Raw genomic sequence first — 25,520 nt, 5'->3', positions numbered from 1 at the left:
CATCATGCCGCAGAGGGGTGACACGGAGCTCCCGGGAAACCTCCGGGGGCCCGGAGCCACGGACCCGGGCGACGGTCCGGCGAACGCCGGGGCGGGGCGAGCCGTCGCGGAGACTGCGGGGAGAAGATTGCCTGCTCATACGGCCTGCTGGGATTCTTCCTCCCGGAGCGTGCGGCAGGTGGTGCGAGGCGCTTCCGCCGGAGTCGTTTGCAGGGGTGGGCGGATGCCAGGGGTGGGGTTCTTCGTCTTCGTGGGGTGCGCTGTGCTGTCCGGCCTGCTGGTCGGGGCCTGGGCCGACCGTCGCGACGGGCCTCCGCGCCGCGCGCCGGGCGGCGCGGAGGCGGTGCGGACACGCGCCCTGTTCAGCGGGAACGGCGTGTCGTATCCGGCCCGCCGGGTCGGGGGCGACCTGTGGTTCCCCGCCGGAGGGGACGGCGGTCCGCTGTACTTCGTCGGCGGCGTACGGCCTCCGGTGGCGGTGGCGCGCGGCGGCCGGGTGATGGACGCGGCCCGCTTCGGGCGGGCCGGCGGGGGTCTGCTGCGCACCGACTGGGCCACGGTGGTCTACGAGATGCCGGGCGGCGCGGGCACCGTGCGCATCGGTGTGCCGGGCGACCGGCTGGACACCCTGGTGGCCGAGCTGACCGCCGCGCCGGGCGCGGGACGGGCGGGACCGGAGGCGTTCCGCGTCCCGTGGTGGCGGTCGCTCCGGGTGCCCGGGGTCGCCGCCGCGGGGCTGGGGCTGGCGGTCGTGCTCGGCGTCCTCGGCCTCCACACCTTCGTCCTGGGCGAGGAGGTGACCGCGGAGGTCACCGGCAGGCGCGACGGCGTCTGCTCGGTCCGCTGGGAGGACCCCTGGACGGGCGGTACGCGGACCGCCGGCGTCGACTGCTACGGCGGCGAGCGCGCCGGCGACCCCCTGCGGATCGCCGCCCGGCCGTGGCCGCTGCGCGGCGAGGCGGCCGATCTGGAGGACTCGCCGTTCATGCTGACGCTCGCACTCACCGTCACCGGCGCGGTGGGGCTGGCGGGCACCGCCTCCGCGTCCCTGGGCGGAGCCGCACGGCTGCGCAGACTCCGCCGCCATCTGCGCGACGGCGGGAGCCCCGAGCCGTCCGCCCTGCGGCGGGCGGCGGCCGTGGTGCCGTGGTGGAGCGCGACCGCCGGAGCGCTGGGCCTGGTCGGCGCCGGCCTGCTGGTCTGCGCGTACGGGGCGGGGGCGACGGTGCGTGCGACGGTCACCGGCACCGAGGAGTTCACCTGCCACGTCGCCTGGACCGACCCCTGGGACGGCACCCGGCGCACCGCCGGGGTGGACTGCGACGACGATGCGGTGGAGGAGGGGCAGTCCCTGGAGGTCAGCGCGGCGGCCTGGCCGCTGCGCGGCGCGGCGTTCGACCGGGAGGCGAGCCCCTGGCTGCTCGGCGGCGCCACCGCCGCCTGCCTGGGACTCGCGGCGGCGGGCGTCGCGAGCCGTGCGCTGTCCGGCCGGGGTCTGACGACGCGCGTCCGCACACGCCCCCGGCCCGCCCCGGCCTCTCCCGTGTCTGTGGCCCCTCCCGGATCTCCGGTTTCCTCCGCTGCCCCGATGCCCCCGGAGAAGGCCTTGGGGGCGGCCGCGTCCCGGCCGGGCGAGACGCCGGACCCACTGGACCGGGAGCACCTCATGGCCCTGGCCCGGCTGCTGCGCTCCCGTCTGGACACCCCCGTCCGGACCCCGCCGCGCGAACCCGACGTCCGCGCCGTCGCCTGGTGGCGCTCGCCCCGGCTGCGGGGCATGGTGCTGACGACCGGGGTGCCCTGGATCGGGCTGCTCGTCCTGGTGGCCGCCGCGGCGCTCTCGGGCTGGTGGTGGATCTCGGCGGTGAGGCTGTGGGGCGCGGAGACGGCGACCGCACGGGCCACCGTCGAGTACCGCTACGAGGACGCCCCGCTCGGGCCCTGGCTGGTACCGGGCGACGCCGAGGTCGCCTTCCGCACGGCGGACGGCCGCACGGTCACCACGGACGTCGCGCACGAGGATCCGGGCCCGCGCGAGGGCGACGAGGTCACCGTGGAGTACGCCGTGGACTCCCCGTCGGCGGCCCGCATCGCCGGTGACGAGGGGCTCGGGCAGGGCCTGGTGGTCAGCGGCACGGTCGCGGCGCTGGTGCTGATACGCGGCGTATGGTGCGCGGCGCATGCCGCGCGGCGCCTGCGCCGGCTGGTGCGGGCGGCCCGCGGGAGCGGCGCCCGGACCGCCGACTACCTGCTGCTGCCCGACGCCGGGGACCCGCGCACCGCACCGCAACTGGTGTTCTTCGAACCGGGCGGTGGCAGGCGGCCGTTCGCCCTGCTGGAGGCGGACCGCGGCCCGCGTCGCGCGCCGACGGCGGCCCGGCTCCCGCTGGAGGGGACGGCGGAGCTGCGCTGGGCGTCCGACGAACCCGGCACCGTCGTGCCCTGGATCGGCGGGCGGCCGCTGTGGCCGGACAGTCCGCTGTTCGACCTCTCGGACCCGGACGAGGAGAGGGACTTCCGGGAGTACGTGGAGGAGGAGCTGACGCCGCCGGGGGTCGAGCTGCCGCAGGGGAAGGAGACCGTCCGATGAGGGGGGTGCGACAGAAGTCCCGGGAGGCCCGGCGGGCCCGGCGGCTGGAGCGGGAGCGCCGGCTGGCCGAGCTGCTGCCGCACATGCCGCCCGCGAACGGACCGGTGGTCCTGCGGGCCGGGTGGGGTGGCCGTGCCGCGGGGGCCGCGTTCGCGGCGGGCATGCTGCTGTGGGGTGCGGAGCCGGGCTCCGGGGAGTCGCCGGGGGACTGGATCGCCCGGGTGTGGGCCGCGCTGGTCTGGGCGTGGCTGTGCTGCCGGATGGCGCTGTGGCGGATCACCGCGGACGCGGACGGGGTGCTGGTGCGCCGCTGGCTCGGGCCGCGCCGGCTGCCCTGGGGCTGGATACGCACGGTGGAGCACCGCCGCGACGGCGCGCTGGAGTTCGGGATGGCGGACGGCGAGAGGGTGATCGCCGGGGCGTTCGCACCGCCGGCGCTCCGGCGGTTGCTGCGGCTGCCCGCCACCGGGCAGCGGGCAGCCGACCGTCTCGCGCTGATGGCCCGGCATCCGGCGTTGCGCCCGCCGCGCGCGGCCACGGGACGGGGGGCCGGGCTGCCGCTGCTGGTGTGGAGCGCGGTGCCGCTGGGGCTGCTGGTGCTGGACTGGCTGCCGGTGGGCTGAGGGCGGCCCCGGCCGGACGGCGGGGTGCGGAGACAGGGGCAGAGCCGCCATTGCGCCGCCGCCGCGCCGCCGGTGTGCCGCCGTCGTGCCGGAGGACGGTGGAACCGGCATGGTTCGGCGGTGCCCCGGCGGGGTACCGTCATGGGTCCGATTGGCATCGGCGATGCCCCGTGTGGCAGACTGTCCGGGTTGCTCGGTTGAGTGCCGATGCTGCGCGCCTCCCGCCGGGAGGACCGGAAGCGAGTCCCAATGTATTCGTCGCCCCTCGTCAGGGGCGGAAGTACGGGAATCTTCCGGGAAGCGTGGGCGGGGTACCGACCAGGCGCCCGGTGGGTTTCCTCCCCCGGTTCCGCGGTCTCGCGCACCGCATCCCCAAGCAGGGAAATTCAAGGATTTCCATGGTGGCGGGAATGCGACACGCCCGACCGCGTGGGTCGGAGGAGAGCGTGGTCCCGCCGGGTCCCAGAGCGTGACGAGAGACAGGACTACGAAGTAGCCATGGCGGGACAGAAGATCCGCATCCGGCTCAAGGCCTACGACCACGAGGTCATCGACACCTCGGCGAAGAAGATCGTCGAGACGGTGACCCGTACTGGTGCGTCGGTCGCGGGCCCGGTGCCGCTGCCCACAGAGAAGAACGTGTACTGCGTCATCAAGTCGCCGCACAAGTACAAGGACTCGCGCGAGCACTTCGAGATGCGCACCCACAAGCGCCTGATCGACATCCTCGACCCGACGCCCAAGACCGTTGACTCGCTGATGCGCCTGGACCTGCCGGCCGGCGTCGACATCGAGATCAAGCTCTGAGAGGCCCGGTAGAGATGACCACCAAGCAGATCAAGGGTGTCCTGGGCGAGAAGCTCGGCATGACCCAGGTCTGGGACGAGAACAACCGTGTCGTCCCGGTCACCGTCGTCAAGGCCGGCCCCTGCATCGTCACCCAGGTGCGCACCGCAGACAAGGACGGCTACGAGGCCGTCCAGATCGCCTTCGGCGAGATCGACCCGCGCAAGGTGAACAAGCCCCTCAAGGGCCACTTCACCAAGGCCGACGTCACCCCGCGCCGCCACCTGGTGGAGCTGCGTACCGCCGACGCCGGCGAGTACACGCTCGGCCAGGAGATCACCGCCGAGGTGTTCGAGTCGGGCGTGAAGGTCGACGTCACCGGCAAGAGCAAGGGCAAGGGCACCGCCGGTGTCATGAAGCGCCACGGCTTCGGCGGCCTCGGCGCCGGCCACGGCACGCAGCGCAAGCACCGCTCCCCCGGTTCCATCGGTGGCTGCGCCACCCCGGGCCGCGTGTTCAAGGGCCTGCGCATGGCCGGCCGCATGGGCAACGAGCGGGTCACCACCCAGAACCTGACCGTCCACGCCGTTGACGCGGAGAAGGGCCTGCTGCTCATCAAGGGCGCGGTTCCTGGTCCGAACGGCGGCCTCGTCCTGGTCCGTACCGCGGCCAAGGGGGCCTGAGGTAACCGATGAGCACCATTGACATCCTTTCGCCGGCAGGCGACAAGGCCGGGACCGTCGAGCTCCCCGCGGAGATCTTCGACGCGCAGGTCAGCGTTCCGCTGATCCACCAGGTCGTCGTCGCGCAGCTGGCCGCTGCCCGCCAGGGCACGCACAAGACCAAGACCCGCGGCGAGGTCCGCGGCGGCGGCAAGAAGCCGTACCGCCAGAAGGGCACCGGCCGCGCCCGCCAGGGTTCGACCCGCGCCCCGCAGTTCGCCGGCGGTGGCGTCGTGCACGGCCCCGTGCCGCGCGACTACTCGCAGCGGACCCCCAAGAAGATGAAGGCCGCCGCCCTGCGCGGTGCCCTCTCCGACCGGGCGCGCCACGGCCGCGTCCACGTCGTCACCGGCGTGGTCGAGGGCGAGATCTCCACCAAGGCCGCCAAGACCCTGTTCGGCAAGATCAGCGAGCGCAAGAACGTGCTGCTGGTCGCCGAGCGGAGCGACGAGGCCGCGTGGCTGTCCGCCCGCAACCTGCCCCAGGTCCACATCCTGGAGCCGGGCCAGCTGAACACCTACGACGTGCTCGTCTCCGACGACGTGGTCTTCACCAAGGCCGCCCTCGACAGCTTCGTGGCCGGCCGCAAGGCCGCCCAGCACGAAGGGAGCGAGGCCTGATGGCCGAGACCACCGTCACCAGCAAGACCTTCTCCGACCCCCGCGACATCCTCGTGAAGCCGGTGGTCTCCGAGAAGAGCTACGCGCTGCTGGACGAGAACAAGTACACGTTCGTCGTCGACCCGCGTGCCAACAAGACCCAGATCAAGCAGGCCGTCGAGGCGGTCTTCTCGGTCAAGGTCACCGGGGTCAACACGATCAACCGCCAGGGCAAGCGCAAGCGCACCCGCACCGGTTACGGCAAGCGCGCCAACACCAAGCGCGCCATCGTGACCCTCGCCGAGGGCGACCGTATCGACATCTTCGGCGGTCCGGTCTCCTAACGGAGGTCGCACCGTCCGATATCGGACGAGGACTGAGAAATGGGTATCCGCAAGTACAAGCCGACGACCCCGGGCCGTCGTGGCTCCAGCGTCGCCGACTTCGTCGAGATCACGCGGTCCACGCCGGAGAAGTCGCTGGTCCGCCCCCTGCACAGCAAGGGCGGCCGTAACAACGCCGGTCGTGTGACCGTCCGCCACCAGGGCGGCGGCCACAAGCGCGCCTACCGCGTGATCGACTTCCGTCGTCACGACAAGGACGGCGTGCCGGCCAAGGTCGCGCACATCGAGTACGACCCCAACCGCACCGCGCGCATCGCGCTGCTGCACTACGTCGACGGCGAGAAGCGCTACATCCTCGCGCCGGCCGGCCTGAAGCAGGGCGACCGCGTCGAGAACGGCCCCGGCGCCGACATCAAGCCGGGCAACAACCTCGCGCTGCGCAACATCCCGGTCGGTACCACCATCCACGCCATCGAGCTGCGGCCCGGCGGCGGCGCGAAGTTCGCCCGTTCCGCGGGTGCCTCCGTGCAGCTGCTGGCGAAGGAGGGCCGCATGGCCCACCTGCGCATGCCGTCCGGTGAGATCCGCCTGGTCGACGTCCGCTGCCGCGCCACCGTCGGCGAGGTCGGCAACGCCGAGCAGTCGAACATCAACTGGGGCAAGGCCGGCCGTATGCGCTGGAAGGGCGTCCGCCCGACCGTCCGCGGTGTGGTCATGAACCCGGTCGACCACCCGCACGGTGGTGGTGAGGGCAAGACCTCCGGTGGTCGTCACCCGGTCTCGCCGTGGGGCAAGAAGGAAGGACGTACTCGCTCGCCGAAGAAGGCCAGCAACAAGTACATCGTCCGCCGCCGCAAGACGAACAAGAAGCGCTAGGAGGCGGGTTTTCGATGCCGCGCAGTCTCAAGAAGGGGCCTTTCGTCGACGACCACCTGATCAAGAAGGTGGACGCACAGAACGACGCAGGCACCAAGAACGTCATCAAGACCTGGTCCCGCCGCTCGATGATCGTCCCGGCCATGCTGGGCCACACGATCGCGGTGCACGACGGCCGCAAGCACGTCCCGGTGTTCGTCACCGAGTCGATGGTCGGCCACAAGCTCGGCGAGTTCGCGCCGACCCGCACCTTCCGCGGCCACGAGAAGGACGACCGCAAGTCGCGTCGTCGCTGATCTGCGGAAGTAGCGAAGACCAATGACTGACACCGAAGGGACAACCATGGAAGCCAGGGCCCAGGCGCGGTACATCCGCGTCACGCCCATGAAGGCCCGCCGCGTGGTGGACCTCATCCGTGGCATGGACGCCACGGAGGCTCAGGCGGTCCTGCGTTTCGCCCCGCAGGCCGCGAGCGTGCCCGTCGGCAAGGTGCTCGACAGCGCCATCGCCAACGCCGCGCACAACTACGACCACACGGACGTCGACAGCCTCTACATCTCCGAGGCCTACGTCGACGAGGGCCCGACCCTGAAGCGGTTCCGGCCGCGCGCCCAGGGCCGCGCCTACCGGATCCGTAAGCGGACCAGCCACATCACGGTGGTCGTCAGCAGCAAGGAAGGAACCCGGTAATGGGGCAGAAGGTCAACCCGCACGGGTTCCGGCTCGGCATCACCACGGACTTCAAGTCCCGCTGGTACGCCGACAAGCTGTACAAGGACTACATCAAGGAAGACGTCGAGATCCGCCGCCTGCTCACGCAGGGCATGGAGCGGGCCGGCATCTCCAAGGTGGAGATCGAGCGCACCCGTGACCGCGTCCGCGTCGACGTTCACACCGCCCGTCCGGGCATCGTGATCGGCCGCCGCGGCGCCGAGGCGGAGCGCATCCGCGGTCGGCTGGAGAAGCTGACCGGCAAGCAGATCCAGTTCAACATCCTCGAGGTGAAGAACCCGGAGACGGACGCTCAGCTGGTGGCCCAGGCCGTCGCCGAGCAGCTGTCCTCCCGCGTCTCCTTCCGCCGTGCGATGCGCAAGTCGATGCAGAGCACGATGAAGGCCGGCGCCAAGGGCATCAAGATCCAGTGCGGTGGCCGCCTCGGCGGTGCCGAGATGTCCCGCTCGGAGTTCTACCGCGAGGGCCGGGTCCCCCTGCACACCCTGCGCGCCAACGTCGACTACGGCTTCTTCGAGGCCAAGACGACCTTCGGCCGGATCGGTGTGAAGGTCTGGATCTACAAGGGCGACGTCAAGAACATCGCCGAGGTCCGTGCCGAGAACGCCGCCGCCCGCGCCGGCAACCGCCCGTCGCGCGGTGGCAACGACCGCCCGCGCCGCGGTGGCGAGCGCGGCGGCCGCGGCCGCAAGCCGCAGCAGGAGCGGACCGAGGCGCCCAAGGCCGCCGAGGGCGCCGCTGCCGCTCCGGCCGCCGAGAGCACCGGCTCTGCCGGGAAGGAGGCCTGACCGTCATGCTGATCCCCCGCAGGGTCAAGCACCGCAAGCAGCACCACCCGAAGCGCAAGGGCATGGCCAAGGGCGGCACCGAGGTTGCTTTCGGCGAGTACGGCATCCAGGCCGTGACCGGCGCCTACGTGACGAACCGGCAGATCGAGGCAGCTCGTATCTCCATGACCCGTCACATCAAGCGTGGCGGCAAGGTGTGGATCAACATCTACCCGGACCGTCCGCTGACCAAGAAGCCCGCCGAGACCCGCATGGGTTCCGGTAAGGGTTCGCCGGAGTGGTGGGTCGCGAACGTCAAGCCCGGTCGGGTGATGTTCGAGCTGTCCTACCCGAACGAGAAGATTGCTCGTGAGGCGCTCACCCGCGCTGCTCACAAGCTTCCGATGAAGTGCCGGATCGTGCGGCGCGAGGCAGGTGAGTCGTGATGGCGGCCGGTACCAAGGCGAGCGAGCTGCGCGAGCTCAGCGACGAGGAGCTCGTCGTGAAGCTGCGCGAGGCCAAGGAGGAGCTGTTCAAGCTCCGTTTCCAGGCGGCGACCGGACAGCTGGAGAACAACGGCCGGCTGAAGGCCGTCCGCAAGGACATCGCCCGGATCTACACCCTGATGCGTGAGCGCGAGCTCGGCATCGAGACGGTGGAGAGCGCCTGATGAGCGAGACGAATGTGACTGAGACTGCAGAGCAGAACCGCGGCTTCCGCAAGACCCGCGAGGGTCTGGTCGTCAGCGACAAGATGGACAAGACCGTTGTCGTCGCCGTCGAGGACCGCGTCAAGCACGCCCTGTACGGCAAGGTCATCCGCCGTACGAACAAGCTCAAGGCGCACGACGAGCAGAACGCCGCGGGTGTCGGCGACCGCGTTCTCCTGATGGAGACCCGGCCGCTGTCCGCGACGAAGCGCTGGCGCGTCGTCGAGATCCTCGAGAAGGCCAAGTAATTCCCGAGATCCCTTCTCGGGACGAGTTCCGCCAGGCTCGGCGGGGTGCGCGCGGCGAGCGCGCACCCGCCGGGAACCGGCAGACGATCAGGAGATAGACGTGATCCAGCAGGAGTCGCGGCTGCGTGTCGCCGACAACACGGGCGCGAAGGAGATCCTTTGCATCCGTGTTCTCGGTGGCTCCGGCCGCCGCTACGCGGGCATCGGTGACGTCATCGTCGCCACCGTCAAGGACGCGATCCCCGGTGGCAACGTGAAGAAGGGCGACGTCGTCAAGGCCGTCGTCGTGCGCACCGTCAAGGAGCGCCGCCGCCCCGACGGCTCGTACATCCGCTTCGACGAGAACGCCGCCGTCATCCTCAAGAACGACGGCGACCCCCGCGGCACCCGTATCTTCGGCCCGGTGGGCCGTGAGCTGCGCGAGAAGAAGTTCATGAAGATCATCTCCCTCGCGCCGGAGGTGCTGTAACCGATGAAGATCAAGAAGGGCGACCTGGTCCAGGTCATCACCGGCAAGGACAGGGGCAAGCAGGGCAAGGTCATCGAGGCCTACCCCCGCGAGGACCGTGTCCTGGTCGAGGGTGTCAACCGGGTCAAGAAGCACACCAAGGCCGGCCAGACCGCTCGCGGTTCGAAGACCGGCGGCATCGTGACGACCGAGGCCCCGATCCACGTGAGCAACGTTCAGCTCGTCGTGGAGAAGGACGGCAAGAAGGTCGTCACCCGCGTCGGTTACCGCTTCGACGAGAACGGCAACAAGATCCGCGTTGCCAAGCGGACCGGTGAGGACATCTGATGACTACCGCCACGAACGTGCAGCCGCGTCTGAAGACGCGCTACCGCGAGGAGATCGCGGGCAAGCTGCGTGACGAGTTCAAGTACGAGAACGTCATGCAGATCCCCGGTCTCACCAAGATCGTGGTCAACATGGGTGTGGGCGAGGCCGCCCGCGACTCCAAGCTGATCGAGGGCGCCATCCGCGACCTCGCCACGATCACCGGCCAGAAGCCGGCCGTGACCAAGGCCCGGAAGTCCATCGCGCAGTTCAAGCTGCGCGAGGGCCAGCCGATCGGTGCCCACGTCACCCTGCGGGGCGACCGGATGTGGGAGTTCCTGGACCGCCTGCTGTCGCTCGCGCTGCCGCGCATCCGCGACTTCCGCGGTCTGTCGCCGAAGCAGTTCGACGGCAGGGGCAACTACACCTTCGGTCTCACGGAGCAGGTCATGTTCCACGAGATCGACCAGGACAAGATCGACCGGGTCCGAGGCATGGACATCACCGTGGTCACCACGGCGAACACCGACGAGGAGGGTCGCGCCCTGCTGCGTCACCTCGGATTCCCCTTCAAGGAGGCGTGAGCCGTGGCGAAGAAGGCTCTGATTGCCAAGGCCGCCCGCAAGCCGAAGTTCTCGGTGCGCGCGTACACGCGCTGCCAGCGCTGCGGCCGACCCCACTCCGTCTACCGCAAGTTCGGCCTGTGCCGTGTGTGCCTTCGTGAGATGGCCCACCGCGGCGAGCTGCCGGGCGTCACCAAGAGCTCCTGGTAAGTCCGCGCCAGCGGACCGCAGGAACTCTCGGTAAGAGCATCCTGGCCGGCGAACGCCCTCCCCGCGTGCCCTAGGCTTGTGGGTTGGGCGCTCGCCGCCCATGACCGTCTTACTACGCCGTAGGTCCCCGCACCGCACCCGTCCCGTCGCGTTCCGCGTACGGGGAGAGGGACGGAGCAGACAGGAAACCCCGGCGAGAGAGGCCGAAGGCCATCACATGACCATGACCGATCCGATCGCAGACATGCTGACGCGTCTGCGAAACGCGAACTCGGCTTACCACGACACCGTCGTGATGCCGCACAGCAAGATCAAGTCGCACATCGCGGAGATCCTCCAGCAGGAGGGTTACATCACCGGCTGGAAGGTCGAGGACGCCCCGGTGGGCAAGAACCTCGTCCTGGAGCTCAAGTTCGGTCCGAACCGCGAGCGTTCGATCGCCGGCATCAAGCGGATCAGCAAGCCGGGTCTGCGGGTCTACGCAAAGTCCACCAACCTGCCGAAGGTGCTCGGCGGCCTGGGCGTGGCGATCATCTCCACCTCCCACGGGCTCCTCACCGACAAGCAGGCTCAGAAGAAGGGCGTGGGTGGGGAAGTCCTCGCCTACGTCTGGTAACGGAAGGGAACGGAGGTAAAGCTCATGTCGCGTATCGGCAAGCTCCCCATCCAGGTTCCCGCCGGTGTGGATGTCACCATCGATGGCCGGACGGTCAACGTGAAGGGGCCCAAGGGCAACCTTTCGCACACCGTCGCCGCGCCCATCGAGGTCGCCAAGGGTGAGGACGGCGTCATCAACGTCACCCGCCCGAACGACGAGAGCCGGAACAAGGCCCTGCACGGTCTGTCCCGCACGCTGGTGGCGAACATGATCACTGGCGTGACCCAGGGGTACAGCAAGCAGCTCGAGATCAGCGGTGTCGGTTACCGCGTCCAGGCGAAGGGCTCCGACCTGGAGTTCTCCCTGGGCTACAGCCACCCGATCACGGTGAAGGCTCCCGAGGGCATCTCCTTCAAGGTGGAGTCCCCGACCAGGCTGAGCGTCGAGGGCATCGACAAGCAGAAGGTCGGCGAGGTCGCCGCGAACATCCGCAAGCTGCGCAAGCCCGACCCGTACAAGGCCAAGGGCGTGAAGTACGCGGGCGAGGTCATCCGCCGCAAGGTCGGAAAGGCTGGTAAGTAAGCCATGGCATACGGTGTGAAGATCGCGAAGGGCAGCGCGCGCAAGGCCGCCGCTGTCAAGCGGCGCCACATCCGCGTCCGCAAGAAGGTGTCGGGCACCCCCGAGCGTCCGCGCCTGGTGGTGACGCGCTCCAACCGTCACATGGTGGCGCAGGTCATCGACGACATCGCGGGCCACACGCTGGCCTCGGCGTCGACGCTGGACAGCTCGATCCGCGGCGCCGAGGGCGACAAGACCGCCCTGGCCAAGCAGGTCGGGTCCCTGGTCGCCGAGCGCGCCAAGGCCGCGGGCATCGAGGCCGTCGTGTTCGACCGCGGCGGCAACAAGTACGCCGGGCGGATCGCCGCCCTGGCCGACGCCGCCCGCGAGGCCGGGCTCAGGTTCTGAGCCGGTCCCCACGCAAGCGGACGCATAGAGAGAGGTAATTCCAATGGCTGGACCCCAGCGCCGCGGTGGCGGCGCCGGTGGCGGCGAGCGGCGGGACCGACGGGACCGGCGGGACGGTGGCGCGGCCGCCGAGAAGACCGCGTACGTCGAGCGGGTCGTCGCGATCAACCGCGTCGCCAAGGTTGTGAAGGGTGGTCGTCGCTTCAGCTTCACCGCGCTGGTCGTGGTGGGCGACGGTGACGGCACCGTGGGTGTCGGTTACGGCAAGGCCAAGGAGGTGCCGGCCGCCATCGCCAAGGGTGTGGAGGAGGCCAAGAAGCACTTCTTCAAGGTCCCCCGGATCCAGGGCACCATCCCCCACCCGATCCAGGGTGAGGAGGCCGCGGGTGTCGTGCTGCTCAAGCCGGCCTCGCCCGGTACCGGTGTGATCGCCGGCGGCCCGGTGCGCGCCGTGCTGGAGTGCGCGGGCATCCACGACGTGCTGAGCAAGTCCCTCGGCTCGTCGAACCCGATCAACATCGTGCACGCCACGGTGGCCGCTCTGCGGGGCCTGCAGCGCCCCGAGGAGATCGCCGCCCGCCGCGGCCTGCCGCTGGAGGACGTTGCTCCCGCCGCTCTGCTGCGGGCGCGGGCTGGGGTGAGCGCCTGATGGCACGCCTGAAGGTCACCCAGACCAAGTCCTACATCGGCAGCAAGCAGAACCACCGCGACACCCTGCGTTCCCTCGGCCTCAGGCGAGTGAACGACTCGGTCGTCAAGGAGGACCGTCCCGAGATCCGCGGCATGGTGCAGACCGTCCGCCACCTCGTGACGGTCGAGGAGGTCGACTGACATGGCGGAGCAGAAGCCGCTGAAGGTCCACAACCTCCGGCCCGCCCCGGGCGCCAAGACCGCCAAGACCCGTGTCGGTCGCGGTGAGGCGTCCAAGGGCAAGACCGCCGGTCGTGGCACCAAGGGCACCAAGGCCCGTTACCAGGTTCCGGAGAGCTTCGAGGGCGGGCAGATGCCGCTGCACATGCGGCTGCCCAAGCTCAGGGGCTTCAAGAACCCCTTCCGCACCGAGTACCAGGTCGTGAACCTGGACAAGCTGGCGGACCTCTACCCCGAGGGTGGCGAGGTCACCGTCGAGGGCCTGGTCGCCAAGGGTGCGGTTCGCAAGAACCAGCTCGTGAAGGTGCTGGGCAACGGGGAGATCTCCGTGGCGCTGCAGGTGACCGTGGACAAGGTCTCCGGCTCCGCCAAGGAGAAGATCACCGCTGCCGGAGGCACCGTCACCGAGCTCGTCTGAGCACGGTGAACTGAGCAACCGGGGGCGCCCAGGAACGGGCGTCCCCGGTTGGTCGTTCCAAGGGGGGCACGGTCGCCGGTAAGGTGTCGTGCGTTATTGACCTCCACAGGGCCCCTCCTGTGGAATCTGAACCGTTTTATCCGTTGATCCTCACGACCGTAACCTCTCGCGTGCGACGCGGGGGGCGCAGGAGGCACCGTGCTCACCGCGTTCGCCCGGGCGTTCAAGACGCCCGACCTGCGCAAGAAGCTGCTGTTCACCCTTGGCATCATGGTGCTCTTCCGCCTCGGGGCACACATCCCCGTCCCGGGTGTCAGCTTCGAGAACGTCAACCAGTGCGTGAAAGAGGCCGAGGGCGCCGGCGCCGGCCTCTTCGGCCTGGTCAACATGTTCAGTGGTGGCGCGCTGCTGCAGCTGACCGTCTTCGCGCTCGGGATCATGCCCTACATCACGGCGAGCATCATCCTGCAGCTGCTGGTGGTGGTGATCCCGAGGCTGGAGGCCCTCAAGAAGGAGGGGCAGTCCGGCCAGGCGAAGATCACGCAGTACACCCGCTACCTGACGGTGGCGCTCGGTGTGCTCCAGGCCACCGGCCTGGTGGCGACGGCCCGCAGCGGCAGCCTCTTCGCGCAGTGCACCGTCCGTGACCAGATCATCCCGGACGACTCCATCTTCACCACGATCACCATGGTGATCGTCATGACCGCCGGCACCGCGCTGATCATGTGGATGGGTGAGCTGATCACCGACCGCGGCATCGGCAACGGCATGTCGATCCTGATGTTCGTCTCGATCGCCGCCGGCTTCCCGGGTCTGCTGTGGGCCATCAAGGTGCAGGGCCACCTGGCGGACGGCTGGATCGAGTTCGGCGTGGTGCTCCTCGCGGGTCTGGCGATGGTCGGCCTGGTGGTCTTCGTCGAGCAGGCGCAGCGGCGCATCCCCGTGCAGTACGCCAAGCGCATGATCGGGCGCCGCTCCTACGGCGGCACCTCCACCTACATCCCCCTGAAGGTGAACCAGGCGGGTGTGATCCCCGTCATCTTCGCCTCGTCCCTGCTCTACATCCCGGCGCTGATCGTTCAGTTCAGCGGTTCGCAGGCGGGCTGGGCCGACTGGATCAACCGGCACCTCGTCACGGGTGACCACCCGTACTACATCATCACGTACTTCGTGCTGATCGTGTTCTTCGCCTTCTTCTACGTCGCCATCTCCTTCAACCCCGAAGAAGTTGCCGACAACATGAAGAAGTATGGTGGTTTCATTCCGGGCATCCGGGCCGGACGTCCCACCGCGGAGTACCTGAGCTACGTGCTGAACCGCATCACGTGGCCCGGTTCGCTGTACCTGGGTCTGATCGCTCTGGTGCCCACCGTCGCGCTGGTGTTGTTCAACGCGAATCAGAACTTCCCGTTCGGCGGGACCAGCATCCTGATCATCGTGGGTGTCGGTCTGGAGACCGTGAAGCAGATCGAGAGCCAGCTTCAGCAGCGCCATTACGAAGGGTTCCTCCGCTGATGCGAATCGTCCTCGTCGGACCGCCTGGCGCGGGCAAGGGCACGCAGGCCGCGTACCTGGCCGAGAACCTGTCCATTCCGCACATCTCCACAGGCGACCTCTTCCGCGCCAACATCAGCCAGGGCACCCAGCTCGGGCAGAAGGCGCAGGAGTACATGCGGGCCGGCAAGCTCGTACCCGACGAGGTCACCATCGGCATGGCCCGGGACCGGATGGAGCAGCCCGACGCCGCCGACGGCTTCCTGCTCGACGGCTTCCCGCGGAACATCGGCCAGGCCGAGGCGCTGGACGGCATCCTGCGCGAGTCCGGCACCCGGCTGAACGCCGTGCTGGACCTGGAGGTCCCCGAGGACGAGGTCGTGAAGCGGATCGCGGGACGGCGGATGTGCCGCAACGACAGCGGCCACATCTTCCACGTCGTGTACACCCCGCCGGAGACCGAGGGCGTCTGCGACGTCTGCGGCGGCGAGCTCTACCAGCGCGAGGACGACCATGAGGACACCGTCCGCAAGCGCCTGGAGGTCTACCACACCGAGACCGAGCCGATCATCGACTACTACAAGGCCCAGGGCCTGGTGGTGACGATCTCGGCGCTCGGCAAGGTGTCCGAGGTCACCCGGCGCGCGATGGAGGCGCTCGGCCACGCGGCCGGGCAGCCCGGGGCCTGACCCCGGCGAGGAACGGCGAGAAGGCCGCGGTGCCCGGGGCGGGCACCGCGGCCGTATCGTGTAGTGAACGGGCCCGGCGGCAGCGCGCCGGGCCGGATGTGCCACAGACAACCGCGAGCTGGAAGGCGTCAGCCGTCATGGTGGAGATCAAGACCCCCGAGCAGATCGCGAAGATGCGCGCGGCCGGGCTGGTCGTCGCCGCGATGCACGCGGCCTGCCGCAAGGCCGCGGTGCCCGGCGCGACCACCAAGGACCTGGACGAGGTCGCCGCGAAGGTGCTCGCCGACCACGGCGCCAAGCCGAACTTCCTCGGCTACGGGGGCTTCCCCGGCAACATCTGCACCTCGGTGAACGACGTCGTCGTCCACGGCATCCCCGACCGGGAGACGGTGCTGGAGTCGGGCGACATCATCTCCATCGACGCGGGCGCGATCGTCGACGGCTGGCACGGCGACGCGGCGATCACCGTCTTCGTCGGCGAGGGCCACTCGCCCGAGGTGCACGAGCTGAGCCGGGTCACCGAGGAGTCGATGTGGGCCGGCATCGCGGCGATGCGCAAGGGCAACCGGCTGGTGGACATCTCCAAGGCGATCGAGGGCTACATCCGCCGCCAGCCCCGCCCGGCCTCCGGCCGCTACGGCATCATCGAGGACTACGGCGGCCACGGCATCGGCAGCCAGATGCACATGGACCCGCACCTGCTGAACTACGTGGACCGCCGGCGCGGCCGGGGCCCGAAGCTGGTGCCGGGCATGTGCCTGGCGATCGAGCCGATGGTCAGCCTGGGCACCGCCAAGACCCACGTCCTCGAGGACGAGTGGACGGTCAAGACGAACGACGGCACCTGGTCCTGCCACTGGGAGCACTCCGTCGCGCTGACCGAGCAGGGTCCGCTGGTGCTGACGGCGCCGGACGGCGGCCGGGCGAAGCTGGCGGAGTACGGCATCACCACCGCCCCCGACCCGCTGGACTGACCGGGCCCCCGGGCCCCGCGGCCCCCGGCCGTCGTCCACCCTCGCCGGGGTGTACGGAGCGCACACCCCGGCCGCGCCACCACCGGTCCCGCGGTGAGCCGGGCGGTGAGCCCGGGAAGTTCCTCCGGACCGCATAAAGATCTCCCACGATGGGCATACATCCCCGATTCGTCTTTCCCGGAGCCGTGCCGTAGACTGGCTCGTCGGTCCATGTGTGCCTGCGCGCACCCACGGGCTGACCCAGGTAGCCGATCCCGGAAGGTGAAGCGCTCAAGCATGGCCAAAAAACAAGGGGCCATCGAGATCGAGGGCACCGTCGTCGAGTCTCTCCCGAACGCGATGTTCAAGGTGGAGCTCCAGAACGGGCACCAGGTCCTCGCGCACATCAGCGGCAAGATGCGGATGCACTACATCCGTATCCTTCCCGACGACCGTGTCGTGGTGGAGCTGTCCCCCTACGACCTGACGCGCGGGCGGATCGTCTACCGCTACAAGTAGATCTCGCCCTCACTCCGCCCGTGCGGAGTGGTGGCCTGACCCGGAGAACCTCACATCCCATGAAGGTCAAGCCGAGCGTCAAGAAGATCTGCGACAAGTGCAAGGTGATCCGCCGCCACGGCCGGGTCATGGTCATCTGCGACAACCTGCGCCACAAGCAGCGCCAGGGCTGACGCAAGACCTCCACGCCTCGCACCTCTCGCGGTTCTTCGCGCGACGCAAGCGACATGTAGATACGCAGACACCCGACCCCCCGCCGTGACACCTGTTAACGCCGGTGGGGACGACACCCCCGGACGGAGGCCGGGGACCCGGCTCGTACTCGCTACGGGAACGGTGCTGCGGAAGACCTCCAACGAAACCAGGAGCCACGTTCATGGCACGCCTCGAAGGCGTCGACCTCCCGCGCGACAAGCGCGTGGAGGTCGCTCTCACCTATGTCTTCGGCATCGGTCGCACGCTCTCCAAGCAGACGCTTGCGAACACCGGTGTGAACCCGGACACCCGCGTCCGCGACCTGACCGAGGAAGAGCTCGTCAGGATCCGCGAGTATGTCGAGGCCAACATCCGCACCGAGGGTGACCTCCGCCGCGAGATCCAGGCCGACATCCGCCGCAAGGTCGAGATCGGCAGCTACCAGGGTCTGCGCCACCGCCGCGGCCTGCCCGTCCGGGGCCAGCGCACCAGCACCAACGCCCGCACCCGCAAGGGCCCGCGTCGCGCGATCGCCGGCAAGAAGAAGCCGGGCAAGAAGTAGTCCTCACCGGACACCGCCAGTGGTCCGGATCGCAGGACCGACCACCTCCATAGGAGTATTTTTCTATGCCTCCGAAGGGCCGTACGGCCGGCGCCAAGAAGGTGCGCCGCAAGGAGAAGAAGAACGTCGCCCACGGGCACGCTCACATCAAGAGCACGTTCAACAACACCATCGTTTCCATCACCGACCCCACCGGCAACGTGATCTCCTGGGCTTCCGCCGGTCACGTGGGCTTCAAGGGTTCGCGCAAGTCGACGCCGTTCGCCGCGCAGATGGCCGCCGAGTCGGCCGCCCGGCGTGCGCAGGAGCACGGCATGCGCAAGGTCGACGTGTTCGTCAAGGGTCCCGGCTCCGGCCGTGAGACCGCGATCCGCTCCCTCCAGGCCACCGGCCTCGAGGTGGGCTCGATCCAGGACGTCACCCCGACCCCGCACAACGGCTGCCGCCCGCCGAAGCGTCGCCGCGTCTGATCCAGCTGAAGTAGGAGATACACGAACATGGCGCGTTACACCGGGGCCGACTGCAAGCGTTGCCGTCGGGAGAAGCAGAAGCTCTTCCTCAAGGGAGCCAAGTGCGAGAGCGCGAAGTGCCCGATCGAGATCCGTCCTTACCCCCCGGGTGAGCACGGACGCGGGCGCACCAAGGACAGCGAGTACCTGCTGCAGAAGCGTGAGAAGCAGAAGGCCGCCCGCATCTACGGTGTCCTCGAGAAGCAGTTCCGCGGTTACTTCAACGAGGCCAACCGCAAGCAGGGCAAGACGGGCGAGAACCTGCTCCAGATCCTGGAGTCCCGTCTGGACAACGTGGTCTACCGGGCCGGCTTCGCCAAGTCCCGCGACCACGCCCGCCAGCTCGTCCGCCACGGGCACATCACGGTGAACGGCCGCAAGACCGACATCCCGTCGGCCCGCGTCGTTCCCAACGACATCGTCGAGGTCCGCGAGTCCTCCCGCAACCTGACCCCCTTCCAGGTGGCGCAGGCGGAGGCCGGGGACAAGACCGTGCCCGCGTGGCTCGAGGCCATCCCGTCGAAGATGCGGATCCTCGTCCACTCGCTGCCCGAGCGCCAGGTGATCGACACCCAGGTGCAGGAGCAGCTGATCGTCGAGCTGTACTCCAAGTAATCCGGAGTACCGGCTCACGGTCACGGGCGGTGCGGCCCGCACGGGCCGCACCGCCCGTACCCTTGCAGTAGACGACCGGGCTCCCGCCCGGTGCTCGGCATCAAATAGCGGTTGCCGAAGACTGGAGGCACATCCCCATGCTGATCGCTCAGCGCCCCTCACTGACCGAAGAGGTCGTGGACGAGTTCCGTTCCCGGTTCGTGATCGAACCGCTGGAGCCGGGCTTCGGCTACACCCTCGGAAACTCCCTGCGCCGCACGCTCCTGTCCTCGATCCCCGGTGCTGCCGTGACCAGCATCCGGATCGACGGGGTCCTGCACGAGTTCACCACCGTGCCGGGCGTCAAGGAGGACGTCACCGACCTGATCCTCAACATCAAGAGCCTGGTCGTCTCCTCGGAGCACGACGAGCCGGTCGTGATGTACCTGCGCAAGCAGGGCCCGGGTCTGGTCACCGCCGCCGACATCGCCCCGCCGGCCGGTGTCGAGGTGCACAACCCCGACCTGGTCCTCGCCACGCTGAACGGCAAGGGGAAGCTGGAGATGGAGCTGACCGTCGAGCGCGGTCGCGGCTACGTCTCCGCCGTGCAGAACAAGCAGGCCGGCCAGGAGATCGGCCGCATCCCGGTCGACTCCATCTACTCGCCGGTCCTCAAGGTCACCTACAAGGTCGAGGCGACCCGTGTCGAGCAGCGCACCGACTTCGACAAGCTGATCGTCGACGTCGAGACCAAGGAGTCCATGCGCCCGCGCGACGCCATGGCCTCCGCCGGCAAGACCCTGGTCGAGCTGTTCGGCCTGGCCCGCGAGCTGAACGTCGACGCCGAGGGCATCGACATGGGCCCGTCCCCGACGGACGCCGCGCTCGCCGCCGACCTGGCCCTGCCGATCGAGGAGCTGGAGCTGACCGTCCGCTCCTACAACTGCCTCAAGCGCGAGGGCATCCACTCGGTGGGCGAGCTGGTGGCCCGCTCCGAGGCGGACCTGCTCGACATCCGCAACTTCGGCGCCAAGTCGATCGACGAGGTCAAGGCGAAGCTGGCCGGCATGGGCCTGACCCTCAAGGACAGCCCGCCCGGATTCGACCCGACCGCCGCCGCGGACGCCTTCGGCGCCGACGACGACGCGGACTCCGGTTTCGTCGAGACCGAGCAGTACTGACCGGCACCGAGCGGTACTGACGCCGGTCCCCACCGGCATCCCGACCGGGCGCGGCATCCGCCCGCGCCCGGTCGGCCCACGCTTTCCGGAGCGTACGACCGGCCACGACCGCGGTCGCGCGCCCCGGCTCCGGCGGGCACAAGCCCGTACGGACACTGACACCGGTACCTGATACGGCCGGTGCAGACATCGAGGAGAAGAACCATGCCGAAGCCCACCAAGGGCGCCCGCCTCGGCGGCGGCGCCGCGCACGAGAAGGCCATGCTGGCGAACCTCGCCACCGCCCTCTTCGAGCACGGCCGCATCACCACCACCGAGGCCAAGGCCCGCCGCCTGCGCCCGGTGGCCGAGCGTCTGATCACCAAGGCGAAGAAGGGCGACCTTCACAACCGCCGCCAGGTGATGCGGACGATCCTCGACAAGAGCGTCGTGCACACGCTCTTCACCGAGATCGGCCCGCGCTACGAGAACCGCCCCGGCGGTTACACCCGCATCACCAAGATCGGCAACCGTCGCGGCGACAACGCGCCCATGGCGGTCATCGAGCTGGTGGAGGCCCTGACGGTGCAGCAGGAGGCCGTCGGCGAGGCCGAGGCCGCCACGAAGCGCTCCGCCAAGGACGCCGCGGGCGACGAGGCCCTGAAGGACCTCAAGAAGGACGAGGCCGCCGGCGAGTCCGAGGCCCCGGCCGAGGAGAAGTCCGAGGCCTCCGAGACCGAGGCCGCCGGTGAGTCCGAGGCTCCGGCCGAGGAGAAGAAGGACGCCTGAGGCGCTCCTTCCGCTCCGGGGCACCCGGAGCACGACGCGGCGGACCCGCCTCCTCCCGGGAGCGGGTCCGCCGCCGTTCAGGCGCTTTCCGAGAGGATCACGGTGTGAGCGACGAGGTGGAGCCCGGGTACGTACGGGTCCGGCTGGACCTGTCGTACGACGGCAGGGAGTTCTCCGGCTGGGCGCGGCAGCGCGGGCGGCGCACCGTGCAGGGCGAGCTGGAGGACGCGCTGCGGGTGGTGACCCGCTCGGAGGAGGTCTTCGAGCTGACGGTCGCCGGCCGCACCGACGCGGGCGTCCACGCCCGCGGCCAGGTGGCGCACGTCGATCTGCCCGCCGCGCTGTGGGAGGCGCACCGGGAGCGGCTGCTGCGCCGGCTGGCCGGGCGGCTGCCGCACGACGTACGGGTGCACCGAGTCGGTGAGGCCCCGCCCCACTTCAACGCGCGCTTCTCGGCGGTCTGGCGCCGCTACGCCTACCGCGTCTGCGACCACCCGGGAGGGGTGGACCCGCTCCAGCGCGGTCACGTCCTGTGGCACGACTGGCCGCTGGACGTGGAAGCCATGAACGAGGCGGCCGAACGGCTGCTGGGGGAGCACGACTTCGCCGCCTACTGCAAGCGGCGCGAGGGCGCGACGACCATACGGACGCTCAGGGAGCTGAGCTGGCGGCGCCGCCCCGACGGCATCGTGGAGGCCCGGGTGGTCGCCGACGCCTTCTGCCACAACATGGTGCGCTCGCTGGTGGGCGCGCTGCTCTTCGTCGGCGACGGCCACCGCCCTCCGTCGTGGCCGGGACGGGTGCTGGCGGCCGGGGTGCGGGACTCGGCGGTGCACGTGGTGCGGCCGCACGGGCTGACCCTGGAGGAGGTCGGCTACCCGGCCGACGGGATGCTGGCCGCGCGCAACGCAGAGGCGCGCAACCGCCGCACCCTCCCGGGCGCCGGTGCGGTGGCCGGGGCGGGGTGCTGCTGACGGTTGGCCGGTTCCGGTGGGCAACCACCGCCGCCGCTCGGTCGTCCAGTAGTCGGGCCCGCGCCGTGCGGGCCCGACGACCACTGATGACGGAGCATCCATTGAGACTTCGCACAAGGGGGATCCGCAGGGCGGGCGTGGTGCTGGCGGCGGCCTGCGCCGTACTCCTCGCGGGCCCGACGGCGGCGCCCGCCCAGGCGGCCGGGGGACCGTCCGGGATAGCCGCCAAGGGTGCCTTCCTGCTGGACAGCGGTCCCAACAAGACCCTGTGGGGCAAGGGCGCCGACACCCGGCGCGAGATGGCCAGCACGACCAAGATCATGGCCGCGGCGGTCGTGGTGACCACCAAGGGCGTCGACCTGGACCGCAAGGTCACGGTCAAGAAGGCCTACCGCGACTACGTGACCAGGTACGGGGCCAGCACCGCGGACCTGAAGACGGGCGACAAGCTCACGGTGCGCCAGCTGCTGTACGGGATGATGCTGCCCTCCGGCTGCGACGCGGCGTACGCGCTGGCGGACACCTTCGGCAGCGGGAGCACGGTGGCCGCCCGCACCAAGTCGTTCATCTCCAAGATGAACAAGAAGGCCGCCGACCTGGGGATGAAGAACACGAAGTTCGACTCCTTCGACGGCATCTCAAAGAGCGGAGAGAACTACTCGACCCCCCGCGACATGGCGAAGCTGGCGCGGCACGCGCTGGCGAACTCCACGTTCAAGACGGTGGTCAAGTCGACCAAGACCGTCCAGAAGGCGACCAACGGCCGCACGTACACCTGGTACAACACCAACAAGCTGCTCGGCTCGTACAAGGGCGTGATCGGCATCAAGACCGGTACGGGCTCCAAGGCCGGCCCCTGCCTGGTCTTCGCGGCGACGCGTGACGGGCGCACGGTCGTCGGCGTGATACTCAACAGCTCCGACCGGTACCGGGACGCGACGAGGATGCTCGACTGGGCCTTCCAGCAGAAGACGGCCACCAAGGTGACCCTGCGCACGCTCCCGCCGGGGGCCCAGCAGGACTGACGTCGCGGGACCGGCGTCCCCGCGCCGCCCCGGGACGGGCCCGGGGCGGCGCGGCGTTCCGTCAGCCGCCCGTGACCGAGGCCGCCGCCTGCTCCCGGCCGCGTTCGAGGATGCGGGCGAAGGCGAAGTCGGCGGCGTCCAGGCCGGCCTGGCGGGCGGCGGTCTCGGATGCGGTGACGTCCTTGCCGCTGGTGTAGCCGGAGACGGTGAAGTACGCGTAGCGGCCCAGCGCGTTGGCGGAGGTGCGGCACGTCACGCCGCCCCGGCAGAAGGTGGGAACACCCGATCCGGGCAGCGAGGCGATGTTGGGCCGGGACTGCTCCTTGGCCTTCCGTGCGGCCCCGGCGTCGTCGAAGACCGCGACGCCGACGGTGACGGCCACCCCCTCGCGCGTGTACGTCACCCGGATCAGCTCGCGGCAGCCGTTGTCCGTCAGCACCGCGCCGAGCGCGCCCTGGGTGCCGGACGCGCAGCTCTCGGTGGTGGCCGTGGCGCCCCTGTCGTAGGCGCGGCCGTTGGCCTTCATGGAGTCGCCGGGGAAGAGCGTGTCCGCGCCGAGCGGGGCGGTGTCCTTCTCGGCGCTGGAGAGGAAGTCCCGCGGGTCCGGCGGCGGGGGAGGGGGCTCGGAGGAGAAGGTGGGCTCGGGCTGCTCGGGTCCGGGCGGCGCCTCGGCGGCCGACGGCGTCGGGGAGGGGGCGGCGGAGGGCCTGGAGCCCGAGCCGCCCTCGTTGACGACGGCGACCGCCACGATCGCGGCGACGACGGCCGTGGCCACCGCCCCGCCGCCGATCACCAGCCAGCGGCGGCGCCGGGCGCGGGCGCGCTCGCTCCGCTCGGCCAGCGCCGCCCAGTCCGGTGTGGACGGGTCCGACGGCCCGGGTGGTCCTGAAGGCCCCGGCCGTCCGAACGGCTCCGGCGGACCGGACGGCCCCGACGGTCCTCCCGGGCCCCAGCCCGGCCCCCCCTGCCCAAAGCTCATGCCCCGCATCTTATTCGCTGACGTCGCCCGGACCGGCCAGTGGAAGCTGGGCGCGAGGGTGGTGCCCGGCCGCTTCGCCCAGAGGCTCTCCCGGCTACCGCCGGGAGGTGCCCCCGTCCACCCGGAGCCGGAGGGCTGGACGAGCCGACCGACGACCTGGACCTGGAGAGCGCCGAGGCGCTCCAGCAGGGGCTGGAGGCGTACGAGGGGACGGTGCTGGCGGTGACGCACGACCGCTGGTTCGCCCGCACCTTCGACCGCTTCCTGGTCTTCGGCGCGGACGGCAGGGTGCGGGAGGCGCCGGAGCCCATGGGGGCACCTCCCATGCCCGGAGGGCCATGGGGGAGGGACGAAGGGCGGGTGGCGCGGGCGTGCTGAGGGGGTTCGCGGGAGGGCGCGGGGGCGCTCGGCGAGGGGCGTTTTGACCCATGCGGAGGACGGCCGGTATCCTGCTGGTTCGTTGTGCGTATTGGCTTGCTCGTTCTCACGTGAGAGGCCGCTACGCCTGGTCCACCAGGACGATGACCAGCGACCCGCATCGGCTTGCGTCACCGGCGCGAGGTCAGGGCTGTCGTGATCTCCGGTGACCTTGTCAGGAAACACTCACTGAAGAAGCGAAGGCTACGACCGTGCGTACGTACAGCCCCAAGCCCGGCGACGTCCAGCGCCAGTGGCACGTCATCGACGCCACCGACGTCGTCCTGGGCCGTCTGGCCTCCCAGGCCGCCACCCTTCTGAGGGGCAAGCACAAGCCGGTGTACGCGCCGCACGTTGACGCTGGTGACTTCGTCATCATCATCAACGCCGACAAGGTGCACCTCTCCGGCAACAAGCGGACCCAGAAGCTGGCCTACCGCCACTCCGGCTACCCCGGCGGTCTGCGGTCCGTCCGCTACGACGACCTGCTGAAGAACAACCCGGAGAAGGCCGTGGAGAAGGCCATCAAGGGCATGCTCCCGAAGAACTCCCTGGGCCGCCAGATGCTCTCGAAGCTGAAGGTCTACGCGGGCGAGAACCACCCGCACGCCGCCCAGCAGCCGGTCCCGTTCGAGATCACCCAGGTCGCGCAGTAGTCCGGCCACAACCAAGACTGAAGAGAGCTGAGGAGAACCGTGGCCGAGACCACCGCCGAGACCCCGATCGAAGAGGTCGAGCAGTACACCACCGAGACCCCCGAGGGTGTCGAGGAGTACACCACCGAGTCCCTCGCGTCCCGTTTCGGTGAGCCCCAGCCGGGCGCCGGCACCGGGCGCCGGAAGAACGCCATCGCCCGCGTGCGCATCGTGCCGGGCAGCGGCCAGTGGAAGATCAACGGCCGCACCCTGGAGGCCTACTTCCCGAACAAGGTGCACCAGCAGGAAGTCAACGAGCCGTTCAAGGTTCTGGAGCTGGACAACCGCTACGACGTCATCGCCCGCATCAGCGGCGGCGGCGTCTCCGGCCAGGCCGGCGCGCTGCGCCTGGGCGTGGCCCGCGCCCTGAACGAGGCGGACGTGGAGAACAACCGCGGCCCGCTGAAGAAGGCCGGCTTCCTGACCCGCGACGCCCGCGCGGTCGAGCGGAAGAAGGCCGGTCTGAAGAAGGCCCGCAAGGGCACCCAGTACAGCAAGCGCTGATCCGCGCCCGGCTGTCCGCTGGAACCCCTGGGATCCGCTGGCGAGCGCCCCGACAGCACCGTC

General features: G+C 70.0%; 38 protein-coding genes and 1 pseudogene. 38 read left to right on the top strand and 1 reads right to left on the bottom strand.

What is annotated here, in order from left to right:
- Positions 1-223: 223 nt before the first annotated feature.
- The 35 genes from QPK52_RS10325 (at position 224) to QPK52_RS10155 (ending at position 22,862) form a co-directional block, all read left to right on the top strand.
- Positions 224-2,590, top strand: a complete 2,367-nt coding sequence (locus tag QPK52_RS10325) for a hypothetical protein (protein ID WP_410537127.1) — start codon at positions 224-226, stop codon at positions 2,588-2,590.
- Positions 2,587-3,213 carry a PH domain-containing protein gene (locus tag QPK52_RS10320; RefSeq protein ID WP_410537125.1) on the top strand — a complete coding sequence of 209 codons (627 nt, stop codon included), beginning with the start codon at positions 2,587-2,589 and terminating at the stop codon, positions 3,211-3,213. Before QPK52_RS10325 ends, QPK52_RS10320 begins: the two co-directional genes overlap by 4 nt.
- Positions 3,214-3,711: 498 nt before the next feature.
- The gene (gene rpsJ, locus QPK52_RS10315) at positions 3,712-4,020 is read left to right on the top strand and encodes a 30S ribosomal protein S10 (protein ID WP_004571821.1); all 309 of its coding nucleotides are present in this window, start codon (positions 3,712-3,714) and stop codon (positions 4,018-4,020) included.
- Positions 4,021-4,034: 14 nt separating this feature from the next.
- Positions 4,035-4,682: a 50S ribosomal protein L3 gene (gene rplC / locus QPK52_RS10310; protein WP_410537123.1), complete on the top strand. Its 648-nt coding sequence runs from the start codon at positions 4,035-4,037 to the stop codon at positions 4,680-4,682.
- Positions 4,683-4,690: 8 nt separating this feature from the next.
- Positions 4,691-5,341, top strand: a complete 651-nt coding sequence (gene rplD, locus QPK52_RS10305) for a 50S ribosomal protein L4 (protein WP_093660595.1) — start codon at positions 4,691-4,693, stop codon at positions 5,339-5,341.
- Positions 5,341-5,664 carry a 50S ribosomal protein L23 gene (gene rplW / locus QPK52_RS10300; RefSeq protein WP_093660597.1) on the top strand — a complete coding sequence of 108 codons (324 nt, stop codon included), beginning with the start codon at positions 5,341-5,343 and terminating at the stop codon, positions 5,662-5,664. The genes rplD and rplW overlap by 1 nt, the downstream gene beginning before the upstream one ends.
- Before the next feature lie 39 nt (positions 5,665-5,703).
- Positions 5,704-6,540, top strand: coding sequence for a 50S ribosomal protein L2 (rplB, locus tag QPK52_RS10295; protein WP_093660599.1), 837 nt, complete (start codon positions 5,704-5,706; stop codon positions 6,538-6,540).
- Positions 6,541-6,554: 14 nt separating this feature from the next.
- Entirely contained in the window at positions 6,555-6,836 is a 282-nt protein-coding gene (gene rpsS / locus QPK52_RS10290; protein WP_093660601.1) for a 30S ribosomal protein S19, read from the top strand.
- A 46-nt stretch (positions 6,837-6,882) separates the two neighbouring features.
- Positions 6,883-7,230, top strand: coding sequence for a 50S ribosomal protein L22 (gene rplV, locus QPK52_RS10285; protein WP_028420772.1), 348 nt, complete (start codon positions 6,883-6,885; stop codon positions 7,228-7,230).
- Positions 7,230-8,060: a 30S ribosomal protein S3 gene (rpsC, locus tag QPK52_RS10280; protein WP_410537120.1), complete on the top strand. Its 831-nt coding sequence runs from the start codon at positions 7,230-7,232 to the stop codon at positions 8,058-8,060. Before rplV ends, rpsC begins: the two co-directional genes overlap by 1 nt.
- A 5-nt stretch (positions 8,061-8,065) precedes the next feature.
- The gene (gene rplP / locus QPK52_RS10275) at positions 8,066-8,485 is read left to right on the top strand and encodes a 50S ribosomal protein L16 (protein WP_031510592.1); all 420 of its coding nucleotides are present in this window, start codon (positions 8,066-8,068) and stop codon (positions 8,483-8,485) included.
- A complete protein-coding gene (gene rpmC / locus QPK52_RS10270) occupies positions 8,485-8,709 on the top strand; it encodes a 50S ribosomal protein L29 (protein ID WP_031510591.1) in 225 nt (74 codons plus the stop codon). The genes rplP and rpmC overlap by 1 nt, the downstream gene beginning before the upstream one ends.
- Positions 8,709-8,996 (top strand): 30S ribosomal protein S17, encoded by a 288-nt coding sequence (rpsQ, locus tag QPK52_RS10265; protein ID WP_093660607.1) that lies wholly within the window; start codon positions 8,709-8,711, stop codon positions 8,994-8,996. The genes rpmC and rpsQ overlap by 1 nt, the downstream gene beginning before the upstream one ends.
- A 100-nt stretch (positions 8,997-9,096) precedes the next feature.
- Entirely contained in the window at positions 9,097-9,465 is a 369-nt protein-coding gene (gene rplN / locus QPK52_RS10260) for a 50S ribosomal protein L14 (RefSeq protein ID WP_055718836.1), read from the top strand.
- Between the two features lie 3 nt (positions 9,466-9,468).
- The gene (rplX, locus tag QPK52_RS10255; protein ID WP_093660609.1) at positions 9,469-9,792 is read left to right on the top strand and encodes a 50S ribosomal protein L24; all 324 of its coding nucleotides are present in this window, start codon (positions 9,469-9,471) and stop codon (positions 9,790-9,792) included.
- The gene (gene rplE / locus QPK52_RS10250) at positions 9,792-10,355 is read left to right on the top strand and encodes a 50S ribosomal protein L5 (RefSeq protein ID WP_206348893.1); all 564 of its coding nucleotides are present in this window, start codon (positions 9,792-9,794) and stop codon (positions 10,353-10,355) included. The genes rplX and rplE overlap by 1 nt, the downstream gene beginning before the upstream one ends.
- 3 nt (positions 10,356-10,358) lie before the next feature.
- Positions 10,359-10,544, top strand: a complete 186-nt coding sequence (locus tag QPK52_RS10245) for a type Z 30S ribosomal protein S14 (RefSeq protein ID WP_014144326.1) — start codon at positions 10,359-10,361, stop codon at positions 10,542-10,544.
- A 217-nt stretch (positions 10,545-10,761) separates the two neighbouring features.
- Entirely contained in the window at positions 10,762-11,160 is a 399-nt protein-coding gene (gene rpsH, locus QPK52_RS10240; protein ID WP_093660615.1) for a 30S ribosomal protein S8, read from the top strand.
- A 24-nt stretch (positions 11,161-11,184) separates the two neighbouring features.
- On the top strand, positions 11,185-11,724 hold the full coding sequence (gene rplF, locus QPK52_RS10235) for a 50S ribosomal protein L6 (RefSeq protein WP_093660617.1): 540 nt from the start codon (positions 11,185-11,187) through the stop codon (positions 11,722-11,724).
- 3 nt (positions 11,725-11,727) lie between these two features.
- Positions 11,728-12,111 carry a 50S ribosomal protein L18 gene (gene rplR / locus QPK52_RS10230; protein ID WP_093660619.1) on the top strand — a complete coding sequence of 128 codons (384 nt, stop codon included), beginning with the start codon at positions 11,728-11,730 and terminating at the stop codon, positions 12,109-12,111.
- 43 nt (positions 12,112-12,154) lie between these two features.
- Complete coding sequence (rpsE, locus tag QPK52_RS10225) at positions 12,155-12,760, top strand: 30S ribosomal protein S5 (RefSeq protein WP_093660621.1); 606 nt, start codon at positions 12,155-12,157, stop codon at positions 12,758-12,760.
- The gene (rpmD, locus tag QPK52_RS10220; RefSeq protein WP_093660623.1) at positions 12,760-12,942 is read left to right on the top strand and encodes a 50S ribosomal protein L30; all 183 of its coding nucleotides are present in this window, start codon (positions 12,760-12,762) and stop codon (positions 12,940-12,942) included. The genes rpsE and rpmD overlap by 1 nt, the downstream gene beginning before the upstream one ends.
- A 1-nt stretch (position 12,943) precedes the next feature.
- On the top strand, positions 12,944-13,399 hold the full coding sequence (rplO, locus tag QPK52_RS10215; protein WP_093660625.1) for a 50S ribosomal protein L15: 456 nt from the start codon (positions 12,944-12,946) through the stop codon (positions 13,397-13,399).
- 198 nt (positions 13,400-13,597) lie between these two features.
- On the top strand, positions 13,598-14,914 hold the full coding sequence (gene secY / locus QPK52_RS10210) for a preprotein translocase subunit SecY (RefSeq protein ID WP_410537116.1): 1,317 nt from the start codon (positions 13,598-13,600) through the stop codon (positions 14,912-14,914).
- Positions 14,914-15,582, top strand: coding sequence for an adenylate kinase (locus QPK52_RS10205; protein ID WP_410537114.1), 669 nt, complete (start codon positions 14,914-14,916; stop codon positions 15,580-15,582). The genes secY and QPK52_RS10205 overlap by 1 nt, the downstream gene beginning before the upstream one ends.
- Before the next feature lie 137 nt (positions 15,583-15,719).
- Positions 15,720-16,556 carry a type I methionyl aminopeptidase gene (gene map / locus QPK52_RS10200; protein WP_410537112.1) on the top strand — a complete coding sequence of 279 codons (837 nt, stop codon included), beginning with the start codon at positions 15,720-15,722 and terminating at the stop codon, positions 16,554-16,556.
- A gap of 276 nt (positions 16,557-16,832) precedes the next feature.
- Positions 16,833-17,054 (top strand): translation initiation factor IF-1, encoded by a 222-nt coding sequence (infA, locus tag QPK52_RS10195; protein ID WP_003948620.1) that lies wholly within the window; start codon positions 16,833-16,835, stop codon positions 17,052-17,054.
- Positions 17,055-17,113: 59 nt separating this feature from the next.
- Positions 17,114-17,227: a 50S ribosomal protein L36 gene (gene rpmJ / locus QPK52_RS10190; RefSeq protein ID WP_003956441.1), complete on the top strand. Its 114-nt coding sequence runs from the start codon at positions 17,114-17,116 to the stop codon at positions 17,225-17,227.
- Between the two features lie 203 nt (positions 17,228-17,430).
- The gene (rpsM, locus tag QPK52_RS10185; RefSeq protein ID WP_093660633.1) at positions 17,431-17,811 is read left to right on the top strand and encodes a 30S ribosomal protein S13; all 381 of its coding nucleotides are present in this window, start codon (positions 17,431-17,433) and stop codon (positions 17,809-17,811) included.
- 65 nt (positions 17,812-17,876) lie between these two features.
- Positions 17,877-18,281 carry a 30S ribosomal protein S11 gene (gene rpsK / locus QPK52_RS10180; RefSeq protein WP_004571845.1) on the top strand — a complete coding sequence of 135 codons (405 nt, stop codon included), beginning with the start codon at positions 17,877-17,879 and terminating at the stop codon, positions 18,279-18,281.
- Positions 18,282-18,308: 27 nt separating this feature from the next.
- Positions 18,309-18,935, top strand: a complete 627-nt coding sequence (gene rpsD / locus QPK52_RS10175; RefSeq protein WP_093660635.1) for a 30S ribosomal protein S4 — start codon at positions 18,309-18,311, stop codon at positions 18,933-18,935.
- Between the two features lie 137 nt (positions 18,936-19,072).
- On the top strand, positions 19,073-20,095 hold the full coding sequence (locus QPK52_RS10170) for a DNA-directed RNA polymerase subunit alpha (RefSeq protein WP_093660637.1): 1,023 nt from the start codon (positions 19,073-19,075) through the stop codon (positions 20,093-20,095).
- 204 nt (positions 20,096-20,299) lie between these two features.
- Complete coding sequence (gene rplQ, locus QPK52_RS10165) at positions 20,300-20,863, top strand: 50S ribosomal protein L17 (protein ID WP_093660639.1); 564 nt, start codon at positions 20,300-20,302, stop codon at positions 20,861-20,863.
- A gap of 104 nt (positions 20,864-20,967) precedes the next feature.
- Positions 20,968-21,837 (top strand): tRNA pseudouridine(38-40) synthase TruA, encoded by an 870-nt coding sequence (gene truA, locus QPK52_RS10160; protein WP_410537102.1) that lies wholly within the window; start codon positions 20,968-20,970, stop codon positions 21,835-21,837.
- Positions 21,838-21,923: 86 nt separating this feature from the next.
- Positions 21,924-22,862: a D-alanyl-D-alanine carboxypeptidase family protein gene (locus QPK52_RS10155; RefSeq protein WP_410537100.1), complete on the top strand. Its 939-nt coding sequence runs from the start codon at positions 21,924-21,926 to the stop codon at positions 22,860-22,862.
- 61 nt (positions 22,863-22,923) lie between these two features.
- Here the strand turns inward: QPK52_RS10155 and QPK52_RS10150 are convergent, their stop codons facing one another.
- Positions 22,924-23,841 carry a hypothetical protein gene (locus tag QPK52_RS10150; protein WP_410537099.1) on the bottom strand — a complete coding sequence of 306 codons (918 nt, stop codon included), beginning with the start codon at positions 23,839-23,841 and terminating at the stop codon, positions 22,924-22,926.
- A 19-nt stretch (positions 23,842-23,860) separates the two neighbouring features.
- Between QPK52_RS10150 and QPK52_RS10145 the strand changes: the two are divergent.
- The 3 genes and pseudogenes from QPK52_RS10145 to rpsI form a co-directional block, all read left to right on the top strand.
- Positions 23,861-24,219 (top strand): annotated as a pseudogene (locus QPK52_RS10145) (hypothetical protein); the annotation flags it as partial.
- A 251-nt stretch (positions 24,220-24,470) separates the two neighbouring features.
- Positions 24,471-24,914 (top strand): 50S ribosomal protein L13, encoded by a 444-nt coding sequence (gene rplM, locus QPK52_RS10140; protein ID WP_093660647.1) that lies wholly within the window; start codon positions 24,471-24,473, stop codon positions 24,912-24,914.
- 39 nt (positions 24,915-24,953) lie between these two features.
- Entirely contained in the window at positions 24,954-25,457 is a 504-nt protein-coding gene (gene rpsI / locus QPK52_RS10135; RefSeq protein ID WP_093851435.1) for a 30S ribosomal protein S9, read from the top strand.
- Positions 25,458-25,520: the final 63 nt, after the last annotated feature.

This window comes from Streptomyces sp. KL2, assembly GCF_046529545.1.
Taxonomy (GTDB): domain Bacteria; phylum Actinomycetota; class Actinomycetes; order Streptomycetales; family Streptomycetaceae; genus Streptomyces; species Streptomyces radiopugnans.
The sequence above is the reverse complement of the archived record's forward strand: the minus strand, read 5'-3'. Positions and strand labels throughout refer to the sequence as shown.

Bases quoted from the DNA above. Each gene is read 5' to 3' on its own strand.
- QPK52_RS10325 (WP_410537127.1), top strand. From the start codon at position 224: ATGCCAGGGGTGGGGTTCTTCGTCTTCGTGGGGTGCGCTGTGCTGTCC.
- QPK52_RS10320 (WP_410537125.1), top strand. From the start codon at position 2,587: ATGAGGGGGGTGCGACAGAAGTCCCGGGAGGCCCGGCGGGCCCGGCGG.
- rpsJ (WP_004571821.1), top strand. From the start codon at position 3,712: ATGGCGGGACAGAAGATCCGCATCCGGCTCAAGGCCTACGACCACGAG.
- rplC (WP_410537123.1), top strand. From the start codon at position 4,035: ATGACCACCAAGCAGATCAAGGGTGTCCTGGGCGAGAAGCTCGGCATG.
- rplD (WP_093660595.1), top strand. From the start codon at position 4,691: ATGAGCACCATTGACATCCTTTCGCCGGCAGGCGACAAGGCCGGGACC.
- rplW (WP_093660597.1), top strand. From the start codon at position 5,341: ATGGCCGAGACCACCGTCACCAGCAAGACCTTCTCCGACCCCCGCGAC.
- rplB (WP_093660599.1), top strand. From the start codon at position 5,704: ATGGGTATCCGCAAGTACAAGCCGACGACCCCGGGCCGTCGTGGCTCC.
- rpsS (WP_093660601.1), top strand. From the start codon at position 6,555: ATGCCGCGCAGTCTCAAGAAGGGGCCTTTCGTCGACGACCACCTGATC.
- rplV (WP_028420772.1), top strand. From the start codon at position 6,883: ATGGAAGCCAGGGCCCAGGCGCGGTACATCCGCGTCACGCCCATGAAG.
- rpsC (WP_410537120.1), top strand. From the start codon at position 7,230: ATGGGGCAGAAGGTCAACCCGCACGGGTTCCGGCTCGGCATCACCACG.
- rplP (WP_031510592.1), top strand. From the start codon at position 8,066: ATGCTGATCCCCCGCAGGGTCAAGCACCGCAAGCAGCACCACCCGAAG.
- rpmC (WP_031510591.1), top strand. From the start codon at position 8,485: ATGGCGGCCGGTACCAAGGCGAGCGAGCTGCGCGAGCTCAGCGACGAG.
- rpsQ (WP_093660607.1), top strand. From the start codon at position 8,709: ATGAGCGAGACGAATGTGACTGAGACTGCAGAGCAGAACCGCGGCTTC.
- rplX (WP_093660609.1), top strand. From the start codon at position 9,469: ATGAAGATCAAGAAGGGCGACCTGGTCCAGGTCATCACCGGCAAGGAC.
- rplE (WP_206348893.1), top strand. From the start codon at position 9,792: ATGACTACCGCCACGAACGTGCAGCCGCGTCTGAAGACGCGCTACCGC.
- rpsH (WP_093660615.1), top strand. From the start codon at position 10,762: ATGACCATGACCGATCCGATCGCAGACATGCTGACGCGTCTGCGAAAC.
- rplF (WP_093660617.1), top strand. From the start codon at position 11,185: ATGTCGCGTATCGGCAAGCTCCCCATCCAGGTTCCCGCCGGTGTGGAT.
- rplR (WP_093660619.1), top strand. From the start codon at position 11,728: ATGGCATACGGTGTGAAGATCGCGAAGGGCAGCGCGCGCAAGGCCGCC.
- rpsE (WP_093660621.1), top strand. From the start codon at position 12,155: ATGGCTGGACCCCAGCGCCGCGGTGGCGGCGCCGGTGGCGGCGAGCGG.
- rpmD (WP_093660623.1), top strand. From the start codon at position 12,760: ATGGCACGCCTGAAGGTCACCCAGACCAAGTCCTACATCGGCAGCAAG.
- rplO (WP_093660625.1), top strand. From the start codon at position 12,944: ATGGCGGAGCAGAAGCCGCTGAAGGTCCACAACCTCCGGCCCGCCCCG.
- QPK52_RS10205 (WP_410537114.1), top strand. From the start codon at position 14,914: ATGCGAATCGTCCTCGTCGGACCGCCTGGCGCGGGCAAGGGCACGCAG.
- map (WP_410537112.1), top strand. From the start codon at position 15,720: ATGGTGGAGATCAAGACCCCCGAGCAGATCGCGAAGATGCGCGCGGCC.
- infA (WP_003948620.1), top strand. From the start codon at position 16,833: ATGGCCAAAAAACAAGGGGCCATCGAGATCGAGGGCACCGTCGTCGAG.
- rpmJ (WP_003956441.1), top strand. From the start codon at position 17,114: ATGAAGGTCAAGCCGAGCGTCAAGAAGATCTGCGACAAGTGCAAGGTG.
- rpsM (WP_093660633.1), top strand. From the start codon at position 17,431: ATGGCACGCCTCGAAGGCGTCGACCTCCCGCGCGACAAGCGCGTGGAG.
- rpsK (WP_004571845.1), top strand. From the start codon at position 17,877: ATGCCTCCGAAGGGCCGTACGGCCGGCGCCAAGAAGGTGCGCCGCAAG.
- rpsD (WP_093660635.1), top strand. From the start codon at position 18,309: ATGGCGCGTTACACCGGGGCCGACTGCAAGCGTTGCCGTCGGGAGAAG.
- QPK52_RS10170 (WP_093660637.1), top strand. From the start codon at position 19,073: ATGCTGATCGCTCAGCGCCCCTCACTGACCGAAGAGGTCGTGGACGAG.
- rplQ (WP_093660639.1), top strand. From the start codon at position 20,300: ATGCCGAAGCCCACCAAGGGCGCCCGCCTCGGCGGCGGCGCCGCGCAC.
- QPK52_RS10155 (WP_410537100.1), top strand. From the start codon at position 21,924: ATGACGGAGCATCCATTGAGACTTCGCACAAGGGGGATCCGCAGGGCG.
- QPK52_RS10150 (WP_410537099.1), bottom strand. From the start codon at position 23,841: ATGAGCTTTGGGCAGGGGGGGCCGGGCTGGGGCCCGGGAGGACCGTCG.